The sequence below is a fragment of the Neorhizobium sp. DAR64862/K0K3 genome, assembly GCF_050500185.1.
In the GTDB taxonomy this organism is placed as follows: domain Bacteria; phylum Pseudomonadota; class Alphaproteobacteria; order Rhizobiales; family Rhizobiaceae; genus Neorhizobium; species Neorhizobium soli.
The window spans coordinates 2,149,112-2,166,102 of record NZ_CP191449.1; the positions used below are offsets into that span (position 1 = coordinate 2,149,112).

General features: G+C 62.6%; 18 protein-coding genes. 5 read left to right on the forward strand and 13 right to left on the reverse strand.

Translation table 11 applies throughout. The features are described 5' to 3' along the window. Positions 1–165: 165 nt before the first annotated feature. Positions 166–1,479 carry an alpha/beta hydrolase family protein gene (locus ACQY1L_RS10580; protein ID WP_430240842.1) on the forward strand — a complete coding sequence of 438 codons (1,314 nt, stop codon included), beginning with the start codon at positions 166–168 and terminating at the stop codon, positions 1,477–1,479. A 70-nt stretch (positions 1,480–1,549) separates the two neighbouring features. Here the strand turns inward: ACQY1L_RS10580 and ACQY1L_RS10585 are convergent, their stop codons facing one another. Continuing rightward, complete coding sequence (locus tag ACQY1L_RS10585; RefSeq protein ID WP_062453512.1) at positions 1,550–2,566, reverse strand: magnesium transporter CorA family protein; 1,017 nt, start codon at positions 2,564–2,566, stop codon at positions 1,550–1,552. Positions 2,567–2,838: 272 nt separating this feature from the next. Here ACQY1L_RS10585 and ACQY1L_RS10590 point away from each other — a divergent pair, with 272 nt between their 5' ends. Then, on the forward strand, positions 2,839–3,522 hold the full coding sequence (locus ACQY1L_RS10590; protein ID WP_430240843.1) for a spermidine synthase: 684 nt from the start codon (positions 2,839–2,841) through the stop codon (positions 3,520–3,522). 16 nt (positions 3,523–3,538) lie between these two features. Here ACQY1L_RS10590 and ACQY1L_RS10595 read toward each other — a convergent pair whose 3' ends face one another. From ACQY1L_RS10595 to ACQY1L_RS10605, 3 genes are all read right to left on the reverse strand, one after another. Continuing rightward, positions 3,539–3,718, reverse strand: coding sequence for a hypothetical protein (locus ACQY1L_RS10595; RefSeq protein WP_062579592.1), 180 nt, complete (start codon positions 3,716–3,718; stop codon positions 3,539–3,541). A 77-nt stretch (positions 3,719–3,795) separates the two neighbouring features. Beyond that, entirely contained in the window at positions 3,796–4,188 is a 393-nt protein-coding gene (locus ACQY1L_RS10600; RefSeq protein WP_062454796.1) for a hypothetical protein, read from the reverse strand. A gap of 116 nt (positions 4,189–4,304) precedes the next feature. Continuing rightward, positions 4,305–5,312: a YihY/virulence factor BrkB family protein gene (locus ACQY1L_RS10605; RefSeq protein WP_430243902.1), complete on the reverse strand. Its 1,008-nt coding sequence runs from the start codon at positions 5,310–5,312 to the stop codon at positions 4,305–4,307. Between the two features lie 132 nt (positions 5,313–5,444). Here ACQY1L_RS10605 and ACQY1L_RS10610 point away from each other — a divergent pair, with 132 nt between their 5' ends. Together ACQY1L_RS10610 and ACQY1L_RS10615 are read left to right on the forward strand one after the other, a co-directional pair. Continuing rightward, positions 5,445–7,031, forward strand: a complete 1,587-nt coding sequence (locus ACQY1L_RS10610) for a helicase HerA-like C-terminal domain-containing protein (RefSeq protein ID WP_430240844.1) — start codon at positions 5,445–5,447, stop codon at positions 7,029–7,031. 8 nt (positions 7,032–7,039) lie between these two features. Next, positions 7,040–7,429 (forward strand): c-type cytochrome, encoded by a 390-nt coding sequence (locus tag ACQY1L_RS10615; RefSeq protein WP_430240845.1) that lies wholly within the window; start codon positions 7,040–7,042, stop codon positions 7,427–7,429. Positions 7,430–7,445: 16 nt separating this feature from the next. Here ACQY1L_RS10615 and ACQY1L_RS10620 read toward each other — a convergent pair whose 3' ends face one another. The 3 genes from ACQY1L_RS10620 to ACQY1L_RS10630 all read right to left on the reverse strand — a co-directional run bounded on the left by ACQY1L_RS10620 (position 7,446) and on the right by ACQY1L_RS10630 (position 9,941). Further along, a complete protein-coding gene (locus ACQY1L_RS10620) occupies positions 7,446–8,246 on the reverse strand; it encodes a hypothetical protein (protein ID WP_430240846.1) in 801 nt (266 codons plus the stop codon). Positions 8,247–8,317: 71 nt separating this feature from the next. Further along, on the reverse strand, positions 8,318–9,142 hold the full coding sequence (locus ACQY1L_RS10625) for a VOC family protein (protein WP_430240847.1): 825 nt from the start codon (positions 9,140–9,142) through the stop codon (positions 8,318–8,320). A 46-nt stretch (positions 9,143–9,188) separates the two neighbouring features. Beyond that, the gene (locus tag ACQY1L_RS10630; protein WP_430240848.1) at positions 9,189–9,941 is read right to left on the reverse strand and encodes a DUF899 domain-containing protein; all 753 of its coding nucleotides are present in this window, start codon (positions 9,939–9,941) and stop codon (positions 9,189–9,191) included. A gap of 54 nt (positions 9,942–9,995) precedes the next feature. Here ACQY1L_RS10630 and ACQY1L_RS10635 point away from each other — a divergent pair, with 54 nt between their 5' ends. Continuing rightward, positions 9,996–10,442 (forward strand): MarR family winged helix-turn-helix transcriptional regulator, encoded by a 447-nt coding sequence (locus tag ACQY1L_RS10635; RefSeq protein ID WP_430243905.1) that lies wholly within the window; start codon positions 9,996–9,998, stop codon positions 10,440–10,442. A gap of 111 nt (positions 10,443–10,553) precedes the next feature. On the opposite strand, the gene ACQY1L_RS10640 is transcribed toward ACQY1L_RS10635, so the two are convergent. The 6 genes from ACQY1L_RS10640 to ACQY1L_RS10665 form a co-directional block, all read right to left on the reverse strand. Then, the gene (locus tag ACQY1L_RS10640; protein ID WP_062453520.1) at positions 10,554–10,976 is read right to left on the reverse strand and encodes an organic hydroperoxide resistance protein; all 423 of its coding nucleotides are present in this window, start codon (positions 10,974–10,976) and stop codon (positions 10,554–10,556) included. A 267-nt stretch (positions 10,977–11,243) separates the two neighbouring features. Next, a complete protein-coding gene (locus ACQY1L_RS10645) occupies positions 11,244–11,969 on the reverse strand; it encodes a L,D-transpeptidase (protein ID WP_092661600.1) in 726 nt (241 codons plus the stop codon). 285 nt (positions 11,970–12,254) lie between these two features. Next, a complete protein-coding gene (locus tag ACQY1L_RS10650) occupies positions 12,255–13,079 on the reverse strand; it encodes a L,D-transpeptidase (protein WP_430240849.1) in 825 nt (274 codons plus the stop codon). A 91-nt stretch (positions 13,080–13,170) separates the two neighbouring features. Further along, complete coding sequence (locus tag ACQY1L_RS10655) at positions 13,171–14,079, reverse strand: alpha/beta hydrolase family protein (RefSeq protein ID WP_092661597.1); 909 nt, start codon at positions 14,077–14,079, stop codon at positions 13,171–13,173. 87 nt (positions 14,080–14,166) lie between these two features. Beyond that, positions 14,167–15,804 carry a cisplatin damage response ATP-dependent DNA ligase gene (locus tag ACQY1L_RS10660; RefSeq protein WP_430240850.1) on the reverse strand — a complete coding sequence of 546 codons (1,638 nt, stop codon included), beginning with the start codon at positions 15,802–15,804 and terminating at the stop codon, positions 14,167–14,169. A gap of 174 nt (positions 15,805–15,978) precedes the next feature. Then, a complete protein-coding gene (locus tag ACQY1L_RS10665) occupies positions 15,979–16,989 on the reverse strand; it encodes a ligase-associated DNA damage response exonuclease (protein WP_430240851.1) in 1,011 nt (336 codons plus the stop codon). Positions 16,990–16,991 lie beyond the last annotated feature (2 nt).

Consider the following 16,991-nt stretch of genomic DNA (forward strand, 5'->3'; position numbering starts at 1 on the left):
CAGGTCCGTTGGGTCGCTTCCCACACACTCCCGCCGTGGTTTGTGTGGGATCCCGCCCAATTGCCCGGCGAGCCTCCCCCATGCGGCAGCCGAGGCCACGTCTTCTCTTGCCTCTCCCAGCCAGAACCATAGGTCTTGTCACGGGCTGGAAGAGGAGGAGTTTTCATGCATTTCAGAACGATATTGATGTCCGCGGCAGCGATGGTTGTTACCGCCCTGCCCGCCAATGCGCAGCAAAAGCCTGCGGACCCTGCGCCAAAGGACTGCCCGAGTTCGATGCCTGCCGGGACCGAGTGCTTCGCGGGCGAGGATACGCACGGCGCCTATTACTGGATCGCCAAGCCGAAGGACTGGAACGGTACGCTCGTCGTCCATGCCCATGGCGGGCCGCGCACTGCAAAGCCTACGCCGGACGATCCGGTCGAGGATCTCGAGCGTTTCGCGGTCACCGTTCAGGAGGGCTATGCCTGGGCCGGTTCCAACTATCGCCGCGAAGGCTATGGCGTGCGGATGGCGGCGTCCGATACCGACACTCTGCGCCAGATCGCGATCGCGCTTCTCGGGGAGCCGAAGCATGTCCTGCTGCACGGCCAGTCCTGGGGCGGCAATGTGGCGGCAAAGACTGCCGAACTCTACGCACTCGACTGGCGGGGCCGCAAAAATTACGACGGCGTGGTGCTGACCAGCGGCTTGCTCGCCGGCGGCGGCCATGGCTATGACTTCCGCGCCGATCTGCGGGCCGTCTACCAGTATTACTGCAAGAACCATCCGCGTGCCGACGAAGTGCAGTATCCGGTCTGGCAGGGCCTGCCCAAGGGCGCGAAGATGTCGCGCGACGAGCTGCAGCAGCGGGTCGACGAATGCACCGGCATCTCGCTTGCGAAGGACAAGCGGTCGCCAGAGCAAGCGAAGAACCTCGCCAATATCCTCGCCGTCACCAAGGTGCCGGAAAGGACGCTGGTGGCGCATCTGGCCTGGGCGACCGGGTTGTTTTCCGACATCGTCTGGCGGCGGGTGGACGGAAAGAATCCGTTCGACAATTCCAACGTTCAGTACAAGGGATCGGACGACGACGCGGCGCTGAACAAGGGTGTCGAGCGGTTCAAGGCGGACCCGCAAGCGGCTCGGCTGATGGCCTATGATGCCGATCTGACCGGCCAGATCGTCGCGCCGACCATCACCCTGCACGCCAAGAACGATCCTACCGTGTTTGTCGATCACGAGGCGATCTATCGCCAAACGGTGGACAAGGCCGGCAATGGCGAGCTGCTGGTGCAGAACTTTTCGGACGAGGCGGAGCATTCCAAGCTCTCGACGCCGCAATATGCAGCGCTGTTTTCCGCCATGCTGAGCTGGATCGACAAGGGCGAGAAACCGACGCCGCAGACGGTGGCAGCCCTGTGTGAAAAGAAAGCCGAGATCTACAAGGAGCCCTGCAGGCTTCTGCCGGATTTCATGCCACAGATCCAGGAACGCTAGAGCGCGTCTTGCCGCCTAGATCAGACAAGGACGGGCGGAGCAGCCGTGCTCCGCCCGTCTTGGTTTGTGATTACAGCCAGCCCTTGCGGCGGAAGTAGAGATACGGCAGCGCCATCGAGACGATCATCAGGCAGAGCGCCAGCTGATAGCCGTAATGCCACTGCAGTTCCGGCTGGTTGGCGAAGTTCATGCCGTAGACCGATGCGACGAGCGTCGGTGGCAGGAACACGACGGACGCAACCGAGAAGATCTTGATGATCTGGTTCTGCTCCAGATTGATCAGCCCCAGCGTCGCGTCGAGCAGGAAGTTGATCTTGCCGGACATGAAGGCCGAGTGATCGCCAAGCGAGGTGGCGTCGCGCTGTAGCAGTTTCAGGCGCTGGCGCATTTCCTTGGGCAGCTTGCGATCGACACCGTCGAGAGCCGCATAATAGGCGACGACGCGCGAGACGCTGACGAGGCTTTCGCGCACAACGGTGATGAACTCGCCCTTCTGGCCGATCGCCCGGATCAGTTCCTGCAGGTCGCGCGTCTTCTTGTTGACCTTGGAGGCCTTGGCCGCAAAGATATCGCGCGAGATCTGGTCGATATCGTTGCCGAGCCGCTCCAGCGTATCCGCCATGCGGTCGATGATCGCCTCCACCAGACCGGTCATGATCAGTTCGCCGGTTGCCGAATGGAGGCCGAGCCCATTGCCCTTGCGGGCACGCGCCATGAAGGCATCGAAGGGACGCGGCTCGGAATAGCGCACGGTAACGAGAACCTGGCCCTTGACGATAAAGGTGACGGGAACCTTGTGCGGCGTGCCGGCATCCGGGCGTGTCAGCACGGTCATGGTCATGAACTCGGCGCCGTCTTCCTGGTAGAGCCGGGAGGAGAGTTCGATATCCTCCATCTCGTCCTGGGTGGGAATGGTAACCCCGAGGCGGGAGCCGACATCGCGCTCTTCCTTGGCCGTCGGGTTGATCAGGTCGTACCAGATCACAGGCGGCTGCGGAGCAACAGACGTCGCATCGGCGGCTGCACTGGCGATTACGGCGTCGGCCGCGACAAGGCGGTCGTGATCATAGGCATGGATACGCAGCATGACGGCTCCTATTCCGGACCATTGAGGTCCCCGGAGCGCATCACCGATATGAACGGTTCAGAGCCCCGAAGCGGCAGGTCTATCTGTTGACGTCGAACTTCGACTGTCGGGGTTCATCTCGGTTTGTCCTTTGAAAGAGCGGCACCCGAACGGGTAGCGCTTTGCGCGTGAAATGGAGCGAATACGGTGGAAAGTCAACTCCCCGGCACGCAGGATTGACCCGTCCTTTGCGCTTCTGTAGCAAAGCCGCTCAGACCAAGAGGTATCCCCCCATGCTGCCCTGGATCCAGCTCGACCGCGCAACCATTCCCGGCGCCCTGCCCGGCGAGGAAGGCGAGCTGCGTCTGAAGCAGCGCGGCCAGGAATTCTCGATCATGCTCGGCACCAACGAGCTGATGAACAGCCGTCTCAGCGGTTCGGAAGAAGCGCTTGCGACGCTCGCACACGAGAAGATCGGCAAGCGGGCCAAGCCGTCGATGCTGATCGGCGGGCTCGGCATGGGGTTCACGCTGAGGGCGGCACTTGCCGTTTTGCCCGAGGATGCGCAGGTGACCGTGGCCGAGCTGGTGCCGGCCGTGGTCGGCTGGGCGCGCGGGCCGATGGCGCCGGTCTTCAAGGGCTGCCTCGACGATCCACGCGTGACGATCTTCGAGGGCGATGTCAGCGAGTTGATCCGCTCCTCCACCACTGCCTTCGATGCGATCCTGCTCGATGTCGACAACGGGCCGGACGGGTTGACGCGGGCCTCCAACGACCGGCTCTACACGATGAGTGGTCTCTACGCTGCACGTTCGGCGCTGCGGCCCGGCGGCGTTCTCGCCGTCTGGTCGTCAGGGCCCGACGCGGGCTTCACCCGGCGGCTGAAGGAAGTGGGCTTTGAGGCCGAGGTGGTGAACACGCGCGCCAATGGCAAGCGCGGGGCAAAGCACGTGATTTGGCTGGCAGCCAAGGGCTGACGTTCGGCCGGTTTGCTCAGACGCCCGGAGGGGCGCTGCCGGCGAACTGGAAATAGAGGAATGCCAGGACCAGGCCCGCGATAATGGCGACCCAGAACAGCATGCGTTTCACACCGGGCGCCATGTTTTTGAACGGCGACTTGCGCGGCGGCTTGACCGGTTTCGGACGCTGGAACTTGATGATGTTGTCGCTCATCGCCGACCTATAGCATAGCTGATGATTTAGAAAAGCCGCCGGCTGCGGGCCAGCGGCTTTCGATTCACAAGTTGAGATCACACGAACTGGCTGAGGCCGGGCACCGATGCGATGACCGTATCGACTGTTTCATCGCCGGCATGTTCGCGCGCAACAGCCATGGTTTCCTTGGCGAGTGCGGTGATCTCGCCCATGCCGAGGCCCTGCGACATCAGCTGCTGGCCGAGCGTCATGATGCCGCCGCCGCCAAAACTCGACATCAGGCCGCCGAGCAGACCGCCGCCACCGGCACCTTCGCCATTGAACTTGCCGACCAGTTCCGGCGCGCCGGGAATGGCTTCGATCATCCGCGCCACGGCAGCGTCATCCGCCTCGCGCTGCAGGAAGCCCAGCATCATGCCGATCGCCTTTTCGGCGGCATCAGGTGCAAGACCGACGCGGTCGGCAACGCGGGTAACCATCTCGTTCATCAATATCTCCTCAGTTTTGACGTTCACGTCAAGGTCATACATAGACTCGTGCCGGATGCCAACAGGCGTGTTCCAACTGGTGCCACGCAGCCCGGGTTGGCGCAACCGGCGGCTTATCAATCCTCGGCGGCGACACCGACCGTATCGGCCATTTCAGCGCCGCGCGCCCCCATCGGCTTCGGATGGCCGGTGGTGGAATCGACCGAGGTCTGATGCTCGAGCTCGGCGTTGATCTCGGCTCCGACAACCACGATGATGACGGATACCCATGTCCAGACCATGAAGCCGATCAGCGCGCCGAGCGTGCCATAGGTGGCATTGTAATCGGCGACGTTGGCCAGATAGTAGGACACGCCGAGCGAGGCGAGAAGCCAGAAAATGGTGGAAAAGGCAGCACCCCAGGTCAGCCACTGGATCTTCGCCGGCTCGCGGCTGGGGCCGAACCGGTAGAGCGCCATGATGCCGAGCGTGACGAAGACCATCATCAACGGCCAGCGGGCGATGCGGATGATCATTTCCGACCACTGGTCGAGCCAGAAATATTTGAGCAATGCCGGGACCACGCCCATGGCAAACAGGATGACGATGGCAATCAGCATGGCGCCGAGCGTGAAGAGCAGCGACATCAGGTTGAGCTTGACGATGCCGCGCTTTTCCTGCTCGCCGTAAGCGACATTCATGGCCTCGAACAGGGCCTTCATGCCGTTGTTGGCGCTCCAGAGGGCCAAGGCCAGACCGGCAATCAGGCCGATCGACAGTGTAGCGCCGCGTTCGCTTGAAAGCGCCCGGACCTGATCGAGAAAGATGTTCAGCCCTTCGGCGGGCATGATCGTGCTCAGAAACGCGATCCGATCGGCAATCGTCACTGGATCGGCGACGAAACCGTAGATCGACACGAGCGCGCTTGCGGCGGGAAACAGCGCCAGCAGCAGGTAATAGGTGACGCCGGCGGCGATCAGCGTGATGCGATCTTCGGTTACGCCGGCATAGACGCGCCAGAACACGTCTTTGAGGCCGCGGGCCGGAATGCCCATCGGGCCATCCGCATGGCGACCCCTCTGCGCATCGCGCACGCCTTGCGCATCGAGTGTCCGAGTTCCCGCCGGTCCGGCTGTGTCCGTCATCGTCACGTATTCACCCCTCTTCTTCCGCCTCTCGCGCCAGTTTTCACTTGGCCGATTTTCAGCCGTTGCCCGGCTCTTCAGCGCATCCTATAAAAGCCGAGGATTGAACGCGTTTAGGGAGCGCATAGTTGCATGGCGAATATTGATGCGGACGATCAGGCGAAACTCTTTATCGGCGGCAGTCGCAACCCTGACGACACGTTGAACAAGGCCGAATTCCTGGACATGAAATTCGGCAACCGCCACGGGCTGGTGACCGGTGCGACCGGCACCGGCAAAACCGTGACGCTGCAGGTGCTGGCCGAGGGCTTTTCGCGGGCCGGCGTTCCCGTCTTTGCATCCGACATCAAGGGCGATCTTTCCGGCGTTGCCGCCAAGGGCGAGCCCAAGGATTTCCTCGCCAAGCGCGCCGAGCAGATCGGCTTTGCCGACTACGAGTTCGAGCAGTTCCCGGTGATCTTCTGGGATCTCTACGGCACAAAGGGGCACCGGGTTCGCACCACGATCGCCGAGATGGGTCCGCTTCTGCTGGCCCGTCTGATGGATGCATCCGAACCGCAGGAAGGCGTGCTCAACATCGCCTTCAAGCTGGCCGACAAGGCCGGGCTGCCGCTGCTCGACCTCAAGGACCTGACCTCGCTTCTGAATTACATGGCCGAGAATGCCTCGGAACTATCCAAGGAATTCGGCCTCATTTCCAAGGCTTCGGTCGGCTCGATCCAGCGGGCGCTGCTGGTGCTGGAACAGCAGGGTGCCGAGCATTTCTTCGGCGAGCCGGCGCTGAAGATCACCGACATCATGCGGGTGAACCCGAATTCCGGTTACGGCCAGATCTCGATCCTTGCCGCCGACAAGCTGATGATGAACCCGCGGCTCTACGCGACCTTCCTTCTGTGGCTGCTATCGGAACTGTTCGAGGAACTGCCCGAGGTTGGCGATCCGGACAAGCCGAAACTGGTGTTCTTCTTCGACGAGGCGCATCTTTTGTTCGACGAAGCGCCGAAGGTTCTGCTCGACCGCGTGGAGCAGGTGGTGAGGCTGATCCGCTCCAAGGGCGTCGGCGTCTATTTCGTGACCCAGAACCCGCTCGATGTGCCGGAAAGCGTTCTCGCCCAGCTCGGCAACCGGGTGCAGCATGCGCTGCGCGCCTATACGCCGCGCGAGCAGAAGGCAGTGAAGACCGCGGCCGACACGTTCCGGCCGAACCCGGCCTTCGATTGCGCGACAGCGATCACCCAGCTCGGTACCGGCGAGGCGCTGGTCTCGACGCTCGAGGGCAAGGGTGCACCATCGATGGTGGAACGGACGCTGGTCCGCCCGCCATCCGGTCGGATCGGTCCTCTGACCGACGCGGAGCGGCAGTCGGTGATGGATCGCAGCCCGGTTCTCGGGATCTATGATGAGGATCTCGACCGCGAAAGCGCCTTTGAAATGCTGGGCGCCAGGGCAAAGCAGGCCGCCGATGCCGCCGCTGCCCGCAAGGCAGAGGATGAACTCGATCCCGCGCCGCCCGCAGGCTCCGGCGAAACCACCGGCTGGACCCTGCCCGGCTTCGGCAACAAGGAAGAAGACGAGCCGAAGGGCCGCAGAACCGTCGGCCGCTCCGGCTACCAACGCGAGACGATCATCGAGGCTGCCATGAAAAGCGTGACCCGCACCGTCGCCACCCAGGTGGGCCGGGCGATCGTGCGCGGCATTCTCGGCAGTCTGAAGCGGTGACCGGGCGGATGCACAAGGCGGCAAGGACAGGGCTCTGCGCCCTAGCCCTTGTCGCGCTCGCCTCTTCGGCGCAGGCGGCGGATGCCGGCAAAGGCAAGCGCGTGTACCAGAAATGCGTCGCCTGTCATGTGGCCGACCGGGAGACCAACCGGTTCGGCCCGCATCTCAAAGGCGTCGTCGGGCGACCGGCAGCGCAAGTTCCCGATTACAAGTATTCGCAGGCGATGAAGGATGCGGCCGCTGCCGGTCTCGTCTGGGACGACGCGGCACTGTCCGCCTTTCTCTCGAGCCCCAAAAAGAAAGTGCCGGGAACCAGCATGCGCTTCTTCGGACTGTGGACCCAGGCCGAGATCGACGACGTGATTGCTTACCTGAAGACGACCGCGCAAGAAGAGTGACGGCCGGGAACGGTCGTCAGCCGTTCGGGTAAGCAGCTGAGACGGCCACGAATTCGTCGTCGCGGACGGGTGCGGCAGGGGCTGCTTGCGTGCCTGCGAGCGCCGTTTCGCGCCAGGTTTCCAGGAGCCAGGCAAGCTGGGCGAAATCGAGCCCGAAGGCATCGTGGAGGCCGGAATTGCGACCGGTCGCATCGCGGCTCATGCGGATCAGCGCGGTTTCCGGAAGCGTGACATCGTCGAACACGACCATCTTCATCTCCAGCTTGGGCAAAAACCGCACGGAGATCGGCGTCATCGCGCCTGCCTTGAAGCCCTCGACATCCTGCCAGCGCCAGAATTTGCGACGCCCGAGCGTGACCATGGTGAAGCCGTCGCCATCCAGTTCCAGCCGCTGACCGACGAGGACGCCCGCCATCATGACGGAGGCGCAGAGCGACAGAAAGCCGACGCCCAGCCAGAGTATTGCCTGTCGCAACGCCGGCATCGGCGGATCGGCGGGGTCGGCATCCAAAAGCAGAAACAGAAGCAGGACGGCGAAGGCTGCGCAGCCGACGGCCAGCGAGAAATAGCGGACGCGGCTGGAATAGAGGGTGACCGGACCGGGAAAGCGGGCAATCAGCGTTGCGGCATCCTGCCGCCTTCGGTGGAAGGTTTGCGGCCAGAGCATATGCGCAAAAACGAAGGCGCCTGCCCCGAACAGGGCCAGCACCGGCCAGCCGCCCCTGAAAGCCGTCAGGATCATGACGATGCCGGACAGGGCCAGGAACGTGCTGATACTAAAGAAAACAAGGCTCAGCGGACGGGGCAATGGATGCATGAGTGGGTCCTCCGGCCTTATGCGTGAAGGTGCAATTAGGCCTGACGAGGACAGGTTCAAGGTTTCGGGGATCAAGAGCGCTTCGGAGCGACGAGGCAGAAGAAGGCGCCCTGAGGATCGGTGGCCTGGACGATCCAGCTTCCGCCGGGCACTTGCATCGGCCCGAACACGACACTACCGCCGCCGGCCGTGATGCGCTCGATGGCCGCGTCAATCGCCTCGACGTTGAAGTAATAGGACCAGCACGGCGCAGGCACCGTGTCCGGTTTCGTCATCATGCCACCGATCGCCTGGCCGGGATGGCCGTCATAGGCAAAGATGCGGTAGACGCCCATCTCGCCCATGTCCATGTCATGGTCCTTCGCCCAACCGAACACGCTTCCATAGAACTCGAAAGCCTCCTCGCCGTCGCCCGCCATCAGCTCGCACCAGCCGAGATTGCCGGGATCGGCGGGGCCGAGCTGGCGGGGCGGGTTTGCCGGCGGGATCGGCGTCATGATGCAGAGAACCGCCCCATGCGGATCAGCCACAACAGCAAACCGGCCGACGCCCGGGATATCCTCCGGGTCGCGCTGGATGCGTCCGCCAAGCGAAACGAAGTCACTTGCGGTTTCATCGACATCGTCGACGGCGACATAGCCGGTCCAGTTCGGCGGCATCTTGCCTTCAAGCTCCGGCGGAAAGTGCATCATGCCGCCGATGCCGGGGCAATTGTCACCCTCGCCCATTTCGAACAGGAAATAGGACGGCATATCGGGCATGGCGAGTTCGCGGACATTCCAGCCGACCACCGAGGCGTAGAACTTGCCCGCCGCAGACGTGTCTGACGTGATCAGTTCGCACCAGATGAACTTTCCATGCGTGTCCGAACGGGATTTCGAAACGATCTGCAGCATGCCCATCTCCCTCTTGTGTGTGTTGAACGGACCCGGCGACAAGCTCTCAATGGCAGCAGGATGACGCCTGTTGCTCGGGCTTTGCCGCATATTCGTCGTGGCGCTTGAGGAAGCTCATCGTCTTGTCCTCGTTGCGGCCGAGCGGCGCGCGGTCGAGCAGCATCAGCGTGCCGATCACCTCCTCCGGTCCGCGGGCATAGGTGGAATAGGTGTGGAAGATCTCGCCGGCCTCATTCCTGTAGAAGGCGGACAGGCCCGGAAGCTCCTCGAAACCTTCGCTCACGGGCATGTCGCGGAAATTGTAGTTGATCGTCTCGCCCTGCATCTCTCCTTGCGTGAAGGAAACGCGATAGTCGTGGTTGAAATCTGTGGCGTAGGACGAGACCCAGGGAAACTGCCAGTTCATGCGGGCCTTGTAGGCCTCGATTTGCTCCAACGTGCCGCGCGAGACGGCGACCAGCGTGACGTCGTGATGGTTGAGATGGGCAAGCGTGCCGTCGAAATGGTCGGCCATGAAGGAGCAACCGACACAGCCTTCGCTCCAGTCGGGTCCGAACATGAAGTGATAGATCAGCAGCTGGCTGCGTCCGGCAAAGAGATCGGACAAGGTCTTGCCGCCCTGCGGCGTGTCGAAGACGTAGTCCTTGTCCACCCGCACCCAGGGCAAGGCGCGGCGGGCGGCGCGGACCTTGTCACGCAGCCGCGTTTCCTCCTTCTCGAGCGCCAGAAGCTCGAGCCGCGCCTTCAGCCACTCGTCTTTCGACAGGACGGCATTTGTCGGGAATGCGCTGACATCCATAAGAACCTCCCCTTTCTTGACAGAATAGGTTGATATCAACATAATATTTCCATGCTGTCAAATCCCGATTCGGTTCCGTTTTCCACCACGCTTCATGTCCGCGACACCTGTCTTTGCCTGCATGTGCAACGGGCAGCGCGAGCCTTAGCGCGGACCTTCGATACGGCGCTGAAGCCGGTTGGATTGAACAATGGCCAGTTCTCGCTGATGATGTCGCTCAACCGCCCACAGCCGGCGACGATGAAATCCGTCTGCGACCTGCTTGCCATGGACCGCACGACGCTGACTGCGGCCCTGAAAGTTTTGCACGCTCGTGGCTGGATCGGCAGCTTCATCGACCCGAAGGACAAGCGCGGGCGGCTTTTGACGCTGACGGAGGATGGCCGCGCGGTTCTGGCGAAAGCCCTGCCGATCTGGGAAGCGACGCATGCAGAGCTTGATGCCGCGCTGCCCGGCGGCAATGCGGACCAGCTGCGAGATTCGTTGAAGGCTGTGAGCTGATCCAAATCGGCTGGAATCTCGCGCAAACAAAAAGCGGCCGAAGCCGCTTTTCGCCGTCGCGCACGGGCAGTCCGAGAACCGAACTGCCCGCCGGACCATTGTTTTAAAGCTTTACTCGACGGTCACCTGAACTTCGGTCGAGGTGCGCATCGCGTGGCTGTAAGGGCAGACGATATGCGCCTTGGCGACCAGGTCTTCGAGCTGGGCGCGTTCGATGCCGGGGGCGTTGACCGACAGCGAGACTTCGATGCCGAAGCCGCCACCATCTTCGCGCGGGCCGATGCCGACCGTTGCGGTGACCTTGGCCTCGTCGGGGATCTTCACCTTTTCCTTGGCAGCGACGGCTTTCAGCGCGCCGAGGAAGCAGGCGGAATAGCCGACCGCAAACAGCTGTTCCGGATTGGTGCCGGTGGCGCCATCGCCGCCGAGTTCCTTCGGAACCGTCAGCGTGACGTCAAGCACGCCGTTGTCGGAAGCACCGTGGCCGGAGCGGCCACCGGTTGCGGAACCCTTGGTCGTGTAAAGAATGGGCATGGAGTAACTCCCTTGGTGATAGGTATTGCCGGATCATCGCGCGCACATTCGATGGCACGGAACTTGAACCGGCATTAGTCCAGCGACATGGTCGCTAGGCATAAGATAGGGCACGATGGCCCGAAGTCAGGGTCGGGGCGGGAGATAGTGAACGGGGAACGGGGAGAGAAGTCAGCCGATGGCGCCATTGCCGAGGGATGGATGGTTACCGGATGCAAAAAAGGCTGCGGTCTCCCGCAGCCTTTTCGTCGTAGATCAAGAAGATGCTTACTGCCAGACGACGACGCGGGCCTTGTTGGGGACGCGCTCATAGAGGTCGATGATGTCCTGGTTCATCAGGCGGACGCAGCCCGAGGAGACGGCTTTGCCGATCGAGTTCCATTCCGGCGAACCGTGCAGGCGGTAGAGCGTGTCCTGGCCGTTCTGGAAGATGTAGAGCGCGCGGGCGCCGAGCGGGTTTGTGAGGCCCGGAGGCATGCCGCCGTTTGCGATTGAATACTTGACCAGTTGCGGCTGGCGCGCGACCATTTCGTCCGGCGGGGTCCATTTCGGCCACTTCTGACGCCACTGGATGACGCCCTCGCCGCTCCAGGCAAAGCCATCGCGACCGATGCCGACGCCGTAGCGCATGGCCGAACCGCCGGGCTCGACCAGATAGAGGAAGCGCGACGGGGTGTCGACGACGATCGTGCCCGGGCGTTCGCCTGTCGGATCGACAACGCGCTGGCGATAGTAGCGCGGATTGATCCGCTCATAGGGAATTGCGGGGATGAGATAGCCACCATCTTCGACGGCGCCGTACATCATTGCGGCTTCGGGATCGCCGCCAACCGGCGGAAGGCCGTCGTTGCGGAGGGCGACGCCGTCACGGTAGGTGACGATGTTGCCGGAAGGGCCCGGCGCAGTGGAAGCGCAACTCGCGAGCGTCGAGGCAGCGCCGACACCCAGCATGGACAGGAAGCCCCGTCGGGAGAAAGAAGAGTTGGAAATCATGTTCGGAAAGTCACCCTAGAGGAACGCGTCACTGCAAAAGCAAATTTTAACGGCAATCGAACCGATTGGTTCCCTGCCTGATGTTTTGCTCCACTATCACATAACGCGGCCAGCTTCATCGACCATTCACGAGGTTGACACACACCATCACAGGGATGCGACACAGCCTGTGTCCCCTGCGCAACAGCGTAATCACTTCACTGTGTGTGAGGGCAGATACGAGACATGAGGGATTGACGCGCGACATGCAAGCTTGCCGTGGGCAGTTTTGCCACGCGTCAACGGTCAGATTACGACGATCGGAGTGCCGTTCGGGACGCGGTCGAACAGGTCGATGACATCCTGGTTGAGCATGCGGACGCAGCCGGACGAGGTTGCCCTGCCGACGGACTGCCAGTCCGGCGTGCCGTGAACGCGATAGAGCGTGTCCTTGCCGTCCTTGTAGATATAGAGCGCGCGGGCACCGAGCGGGTTGTTGAGGCCGGGATCGGCGCCGCCGGCTGCTGCTGCGAACTGGCGCAGTTCCGGCTGGCGCGAGACCATTTCGCCTGATGGCGTCCAGCGCGGCCATTTCGCCTTGCGCTGGATGACGCCGCGGCCGGACCAGGCAAAGCCCGCCTTGCCGAGACCGACGCCATAGCGGATCGCCTTGCCGCCGGGCTGCACGAGATAGAGGAAGTTGGCACGGGTATCGACCACCAGCGTGCCGGGTGCTTCATTGGTCTGGTAGGACACATCCTGGCGCAGAAAACGGTTGTCGATGCGCGAATAGGGAATGGCCGGCAGCGTGTGGCCGTCGTCGCGGATCACCTCGTACATGACCCGGTGCACGGGGTTGGAGACCGGCATGCCGTAGGTCTGGTGGAACTGCGTCTGATAAAGCTGACGCTTTTGCGGAATAGCCTCCTTCTGGGGAAGAGGCTGCGGCTGGACCGGCTCGTTATAGGCCGGCTGATAGAAGACCGGCGTGGTTTCGCGGGCAAACACGGCCGGATCCATGCGGGTCGTATCGGTGACGAACGGCACCTGGCAACCGCTGAGTGCCGTCGTCGCCACAAGAACGGCCGCAAGACCGGAGGTCCGGCTGAGCGATAAGGCTTTGTTTTGCATGGCAGTCCCGCTTCGGCATTGATGACGTCGGCGGCAATCTGTCAGGCAGCGCTTTCGCGAGGCTGGAGCGGTGGCACTTGGCTAGGGCGGATCACGTGAACTGATTGAAGAAGCGGATGCTTTCGACCACGGCTCCCGGCACCACGCCGCTGTGATTGCCCGGCAGAAGCTTCTTGTCGATCGCAACGCCGGCAGAGCGGGCACGATCGATCAGCAGCTGGTGGTCGGCATCGAAAGGGCGTTCTTCCGAGCCGCGCAAAAGCAGTGTCGGGCATTTGAGGCTCGGCCCGAAACAGGCGGATGACCGCATCACGAACTCTTTCGGATCGGCCGCATCGAAGGGCACTTCGTTCGAGTATCGGGTAAAGAAGCGCCAGGAATTGACGCCGGCGGAAATTGGAACTGCGGCCCTGAACCGGCGCGTCATGCCTGAAAGAAGCGACAGCGTGCCGCCATTGCTGTGGCCGGCGATAAAAAGCCGGCTGCGATCGATGCCGGGCAGGTTTTCCAGATAGGTGGCGGCTGCCAGCGCATCGGAGGTTTCGTCGTAGAAACCGGAGAAATTGCCGGCCTGGCCGTTTTCGCCGCGAAAGGATGGATGCAGGACCACGAAGCCCGCTTCCCAGTAAGCTTTCATCAGTTCCCAGTGGCCGTCGCCGGTGGCATTGCCGCCGTGCAGGAAAAGCACCGCCGGCTTCGACTTGCCCGAGGCTTCGTAATGGGAAAGCCAGGCGATCAGTTCGAGCGAGCCATCCGGACCGCCGTGATAGAGGACCTTTTGCGCACCCGGCGGGGTCCCGAGCGGTGGCGAGGCTTCGGGCGCCGGACCGTGCTTCAGAAGATGCGTGCGGAAGCGACGCCTGGCTTCGGCATAATCTTCCTTTTCCAGCGGCAGGGTTTCGGGGACGGGAAAGGGCGCGGCCAGGGCCTGGGGTGCAGCAAGGGAACCAAGTGCACCGAGTGCCAGACCGGTCATCAGCATGCGGCGGGTGATTGACATGGAACGACCGTCTATAAGGATATGAGTAGTCTCAGATATCGGGATTAAGCGTAACCCCGACGGTTCTAAACGCAAGCGGGCCGGCGGTCACATCTTCGCGTCCGCCGTTTTGGCATCGATCATCGCGGTCAGCGTTTCCAGCCGGTCGGCATCGCGCGGCAGCTTGTCCATCCGCAGCCGTGCAATGCGGGGAAAGCGCATGGCGACGCCGGACTTGTGGCGCGTCGAGCGGTTGATGCCCTCGAAGGCAACTTCCAGCACGAAGCCGAAATCCTTGTCGGCGCGCACCGCCCTCACCGGCCCGAAACGCTCGACCGTGTTGTCGCGCACGAACTTGTCCAGCACTTCCAGTTCCGCATCGGTAAAGCCGAAATAGGCTTTGCCGACGGGCACGAGATGATCGCCATCCGGGCCATCCGTCCACACGCCGAAGGTGAAATCGGAGTAGTAGCTGGAGCGCTTGCCATGGCCGCGCTGGGCATAGAGCATGACCGCATCGACATTATAGGGATCGCGTTTCCACTTGAACCATGGGCCTTTTAGCCGGCCGGCCTGATAGACGCTGTCGCGGCGCTTGATCATGACGCCTTCGATGACCGGATCCGGCGGATCACGGCGCAGGGCTTCGAGCTCATCCCAGGTGGTGAACGGCACGAGATCGGACAGGTCGAACCGGTCATGCGGGGCGTGGCCGATCACCTCGGACAGGCGTTCGCGGCGCTCGAGGAATCCTTTTGCACGCACATCCGCCTCGCCGTCGAACAGGATATCGTAGGCGCGTACGAAGGCGGGGTAATCCTCCAGCATCTTCGCGTTCACAGTCTTGCGGTTGAGGCGCTGCTGCAGGTCGGAAAAGGTGCGGGTGGGATTGTTGGATCGCATCGTGCCGCCGACGAGAAGCTCACCATCGACGACGCCGTCGAAATTGATCTGCTCGACGATATCGGGAAAGGCGCCGGTAATATCATCGCCGGAGCGGGAATAGAGTTTCTTCGTGCCGCCATGGGCCGACATCTGGACGCGGATGCCATCCCATTTCCACTCGGCGGCATAATCGGCGGGATCTAGCTTTTCGAGATCGCCGCTTTCGACCGGATTGGCGAGCATGACCGAATGAAAGATCGCGGGCGTCGCCAGAACCGGCTTGTCGGCATGGCCTTCCAGCCAGGCAAACAGCGACACATAGGGCGGCTCCAGCCCGTGCCAGAGCGTTTCGATCTCGGTCACATCCTTGCCCGACATTTCCGACAGGGCCTGCTTTGCAAGCCGCGCCGAAACGCCGATGCGCAGTGAACCGGTGACGAGTTTGAGGAAGGCGAAACGGCCGGAGGGATCTACATGATCGAGCAGATCGCGGACGGCTGAGCGGACCTCGGTGCGGCCGAGCGAATTCATGCGGGCGACGACTTCGGACAGACGCGGCTGTTCGGCGTCGGTGGTGTCGTCCTTTTCGAGGCCATCCCAGACCAAGGCAATGGTCTCGGCGAGATCGCCGACATAGTCGTAGGAATACTGGAACAGAACCGCATCCATGCGCTCCAACACCAGTTCGCGCAACATGGCGGGCTTGACGCTTTTGAGATCAAGCGCGCTTGCCAGCGCCGCGAGGCCATAGCCGCGATCGGGATCGGGCGTGGTGCGGAAGTAGTCGACCAGCAGCGTGATCTTGCCATTGCGCGACGGGGTGAGGACGAGGCGGTCAAGCAGGGTGGCGAAGGGTTTCATGGGCGCAGCACTCTTCGAAATACCCCCTCTGGCCTGCCGGCCATCTCCCCCACAAGGGGGAGAAAACCAGCGGCACGGAACTGGTCCTGTTGTGCGACAGCGGCGCGACGAGCTCTAGCCCTCCCCCTTGTGGGGAGGGTGGGGAGGGGTCTTTTTCCAACATCGAAGTCATCATCAATCCCCCTCGTCCTCATAGCCGACCAGGTGCAGCGGCCGCGCTGGAATGCCCTTCAGTTCGCACCAGCGTACCAGCGCTTCCTCGCGGCCGTGGGTGACCCAGACTTCGGAGGGGGCAACCTCGTTGATGGTTTCCAGGAGTTCGGGCCAGTCGCAGTGGTCGGAAATCACCAGCGGCAGCTCAACGCCGCTTTGTTTGGCGCGTTGGCGCACCATCATCCAGCCGGAGGCAAAGGCGATCAGGGGTTCGTTGAAGCGGCGGGCCCAGCGATCCTGGAAGGCCGAGGGCGGGCCGACGACGACGGCGCCCTTGAACAGGTCGGGGCTGCTCTTGTCGATCGTCGCGGGGCGGATTTCGCCGAGCGCGATGCCCTGGCTTTCGTAATAGTCGCAGAGTTTTGTGAGCGCGCCGTGGATGTAGATCGGTTCGTCATAGCCGCTGTCGCGGATCAGGCGGATCACCCGCTGCGCCTTTCCCAAAGCGTAGGCGCCGACCATGTGGCTGCGGTCGGGAAACTGCTTGAGCGAGGTCAACAGCTTGCCGATTTCCTCGCGCGGGTGGGGATGGTGGAAGACCGGCAGGCCGAAGGTTGCCTCGGTGATGAAGACATCGCAGGAGACGGGCACGAAGGGTGCGCAGGTCGGGTCGACGCCACGCTTGTAATCGCCTGAGACGACGATGCGCAGATCCTTATGCTCGAGCGCGATCTGGGCGGAGCCGAGCACGTGGCCGGCCGGATGGAAGCTGACATTGACGCCGCCGACATCGATCACCTCGCCCCATGCAGCCTCCTGTTCGGAGGTGCAGAAGTCGTCGCCGTAGCGGATCTTCATGATGTCGAGTGTCTGGCGGGTGGCGAGCACATGGGTGTGGCCGGCGCGGGCATGGTCGGAATGGCCATGGGTGATCAGCGCCCGCTCGACAGGGCGCACCGGATCCACATGGAAGCCGCCGACGGGGCAGAACAGGCCGGCCGGTGTGGGATGAAGCAGTGCCTCGGGTTTCATAG